General features: G+C 48.3%; 3 protein-coding genes and 1 pseudogene. All 4 read left to right on the forward strand.

Annotated elements, in window-relative coordinates; all coding sequences use genetic code 11:
- Nucleotides 1-69, forward strand: a pseudogene (gene rpsL / locus ACTHSP_RS18455) (30S ribosomal protein S12); the annotation flags it as partial.
- 117 nt (nucleotides 70-186) lie between these two features.
- Complete coding sequence (gene rpsG / locus ACTHSP_RS18460) at nucleotides 187-657, forward strand: 30S ribosomal protein S7 (RefSeq protein WP_003745196.1); 471 nt, start codon at nucleotides 187-189, stop codon at nucleotides 655-657.
- Nucleotides 658-675: 18 nt separating this feature from the next.
- The gene (fusA, locus tag ACTHSP_RS18465; protein WP_004565796.1) at nucleotides 676-2,781 is read left to right on the forward strand and encodes an elongation factor G; all 2,106 of its coding nucleotides are present in this window, start codon (nucleotides 676-678) and stop codon (nucleotides 2,779-2,781) included.
- Between the two features lie 88 nt (nucleotides 2,782-2,869).
- The coding region (gene tuf, locus ACTHSP_RS18470) for an elongation factor Tu (RefSeq protein ID WP_440346632.1) at nucleotides 2,870-4,044 on the forward strand (1,175 nt) is incomplete at its 3' end.

The following is a 4,044-nucleotide window of genomic DNA, read 5'->3' on the forward strand; positions in this document are numbered from 1 at the left end:
TTGGATACTGCAGGTGTTAAAGACCGTAAACAAGCCCGTTCTAAATACGGTGCTAAGCGTCCTAAATAATTATCGGGGCTCAAATAGGCACGTCGGCCGCCTAAGCTGAACAACGGCCGAGTAAGTGAATACTCAATTGGGTATTCATGGGAATTGACCCAACTGAATAGATTAAAGGAAATTAAAATGCCAAGACGTAGAGAAGTCCCTAAGCGTGACGTACTGCCAGATCCTAAATTCGGCAGCGTTGAGCTGACTAAATTCATGAACGTATTGATGATTGACGGTAAAAAATCTGTTGCAGAACGTATCGTTTACGGTGCACTGGAACAAATCGAGAAAAAAACCGGCAAAGCAGCAATCGAAGTATTCAACGAAGCCATTGCAAACGCCAAACCTATCGTGGAAGTGAAAAGCCGCCGTGTAGGTGGTGCAAACTACCAAGTTCCTGTTGAGGTTCGTCCTTCACGCCGTTTGGCTCTTGCAATGCGCTGGGTTCGCGATGCGGCCCGCAAACGTGGTGAGAAATCCATGGACCTGCGTTTGGCAGGCGAGTTGATTGATGCGTCCGAAGGTCGCGGCGGTGCGTTGAAAAAACGTGAAGAAGTACACCGCATGGCTGAAGCCAACAAAGCATTCTCTCACTTCCGTTTCTAATTTTGAAAGGCTAATAAAATGGCTCGTAAGACCCCGATCAGCCTGTACCGCAACATCGGTATTTCCGCCCATATCGACGCGGGTAAAACCACTACTACAGAACGTATTTTGTTCTATACCGGTTTGACCCACAAATTGGGCGAGGTGCATGACGGTGCGGCTACTACCGACTACATGGAACAAGAGCAAGAGCGTGGTATTACCATTACCTCTGCTGCCGTAACTTCCTACTGGTCCGGTATGGCGAAACAATTCCCCGAACACCGTTTTAACATCATCGACACCCCGGGACACGTTGACTTTACCGTAGAGGTGGAGCGCTCTATGCGTGTATTGGATGGTGCAGTAATGGTTTACTGTGCGGTGGGCGGTGTTCAGCCACAATCTGAAACCGTATGGCGTCAAGCCAACAAATACCAAGTGCCACGCTTGGCGTTTGTAAATAAAATGGACCGTCAAGGTGCCAACTTCTTCCGCGTTGTTGAGCAAATGAAAACCCGTTTGCGCGCAAACCCTGTGCCTATCGTAATTCCGGTTGGCGCAGAAGACAGCTTCAGTGGCGTTGTTGACCTGCTGAAAATGAAATCTATCATCTGGAACGAAGCTGATAAAGGTACAACCTTTACCTATGGCGATATTCCTGCTGAGTTGGTTGAAACTGCTGAAGAATGGCGTCAAAACATGATTGAAGCTGCAGCAGAAGCCAGCGAAGAATTGATGGATAAATACTTGGGCGGCGACGAGCTGACTGAAGAAGAAATCGTAGGCGGATTGCGTCAACGTACTCTGGCAGGCGAAATCCAACCTATGTTGTGTGGTTCTGCATTTAAAAACAAAGGTGTTCAACGTATGTTGGACGCAGTTGTAGAATTGCTGCCAGCTCCTACCGATATTCCTCCGGTTCAAGGTGTTAATCCTAACACTGAAGAAGCCGACAGCCGTCAAGCCAGCGATGAAGAGAAATTCTCTGCATTGGCGTTCAAAATGTTGAACGACAAATACGTTGGTCAGCTGACTTTCATCCGCGTTTACTCTGGTGTCGTGAAGTCCGGTGATACCGTATTGAACTCTGTAAAAGGCACTCGTGAACGTATCGGCCGTTTGGTACAAATGACTGCTGCGGACCGTACTGAAATTGAAGAAGTACGTGCTGGTGATATCGCAGCCGCTATCGGTCTGAAAGACGTTACTACCGGTGAAACCTTGTGTGCGGAAAGCGCACCGATTATCTTGGAACGCATGGAATTCCCTGAGCCGGTAATCCATATTGCCGTTGAGCCGAAAACCAAAGCCGACCAAGAGAAAATGGGTATCGCCTTGAACCGTTTGGCTAAAGAAGACCCATCTTTCCGTGTTCGTACAGACGAAGAATCCGGTCAAACCATTATTTCGGGTATGGGTGAGCTGCACCTGGAAATTATTGTTGACCGTATGAAACGCGAATTCGGAGTGGAAGCAAATATCGGTGCGCCTCAAGTGGCTTACCGCGAAACTATCCGCAAAGAAGTCGAAGCCGAATACAAACACGCTAAACAATCCGGTGGTAAAGGTCAATACGGTCACGTTGTGATCAAAATGGAACCTATGGAGCCGGGTGGTGCAGGTTACGAATTTATCGATGAAATTAAAGGTGGTGTGATTCCTCGCGAATTCATTCCGTCTGTCGATAAAGGTATCCGCGATACCCTGCCTAACGGTATCGTTGCAGGCTACCCAGTAGTTGACGTACGCGTACGTTTGATCTTTGGTTCTTCACACGACGTTGACTCCTCTCAACTGGCCTTCGAATTGGCTGCTTCTCAAGCCTTCAAAGAAGGTATGCGTAAAGCCAATCCTGCTCTGCTTGAGCCGATCATGGCAGTTGAAGTGGAAACCCCTGAAGAATACATGGGTGACGTAATGGGCGACTTGAACCGTCGTCGTGGCGTTGTATTGGGTATGGATGATGACGGTATCGGCGGTAAAAAAGTCCGTGCCGAAGTACCTCTGGCAGAAATGTTCGGTTATTCTACCGACCTGCGTTCTGCAACCCAAGGCCGCGCTACTTACTCTATGGAGTTCAAGAAATATTCTGAAGCTCCTGCCCACGTAGCTGCTGCTGTAACTGAAGCCCGTAAAGGCTAATCAGGTAAATAGGTCGTCTGAAAGACTGAAATGATTTTTCAGACGGCCTCTGTTCTTTAATCGATCTTTAATGTAAAGGAATTAGCTCATGGCTAAGGAAAAATTTGAACGTAGCAAACCGCACGTAAACGTTGGCACCATCGGTCACGTTGACCATGGTAAAACCACTCTGACTGCTGCTTTGACTACTATTTTGGCTAAAAAATTCGGTGGTGCTGCAAAAGCTTACGATCAAATCGACAACGCTCCCGAAGAAAAAGCCCGTGGTATTACCATTAATACCTCACACGTAGAATACGAAACCGAAACCCGTCACTACGCACACGTAGACTGCCCGGGTCACGCCGACTACGTTAAAAACATGATTACCGGTGCCGCACAAATGGACGGCGCAATCTTGGTATGTTCCGCTGCCGACGGTCCTATGCCGCAAACCCGCGAACACATCCTGTTGGCCCGCCAAGTAGGCGTGCCTTACATCATCGTGTTCATGAACAAATGCGACATGGTTGACGATGCCGAGCTGTTGGAGCTGGTTGAAATGGAAATCCGTGACTTGCTGTCAAGCTACGACTTCCCAGGCGACGACTGCCCAATCGTACAAGGTTCTGCACTGAAAGCTTTGGAAGGTGATGCTGCTTACGAAGAAAAAATCTTCGAATTGGCTGCTGCCTTGGACAGCTACATCCCAACACCTGAGCGTGCAGTGGACAAACCTTTCTTGTTGCCTATCGAAGACGTATTCTCTATCTCTGGCCGTGGTACGGTAGTAACCGGTCGTGTAGAGCGCGGTATCATCCACGTTGGTGACGAGATCGAAATCGTAGGTCTGAAAGACACCCAAAAAACCACTTGTACCGGTGTTGAAATGTTCCGCAAACTGCTGGACGAAGGTCAAGCAGGTGACAACGTAGGCGTATTGCTGCGTGGTACTAAACGTGAAGACGTAGAGCGTGGTCAAGTATTGGCTAAACCAGGTACTATCACTCCTCACACCAAATTCAAAGCAGAAGTATACGTATTGAGCAAAGAAGAGGGTGGTCGTCACACTCCATTCTTCGCTAACTACCGTCCACAATTCTACTTCCGTACTACTGACGTAACTGGTGCAGTTACTTTGGAAGAAGGCGTAGAAATGGTAATGCCAGGTGAGAACGTAACCATTACTGTAGAACTGATTGCGCCAATCGCTATGGAAGAAGGTCTGCGCTTTGCGATTCGCGAAGGTGGTCGTACCGTAGGTGCGGGTGTGGTTTCTTCTGT

This window comes from Neisseria sp. P0001.S005 (genome assembly GCF_051963715.1).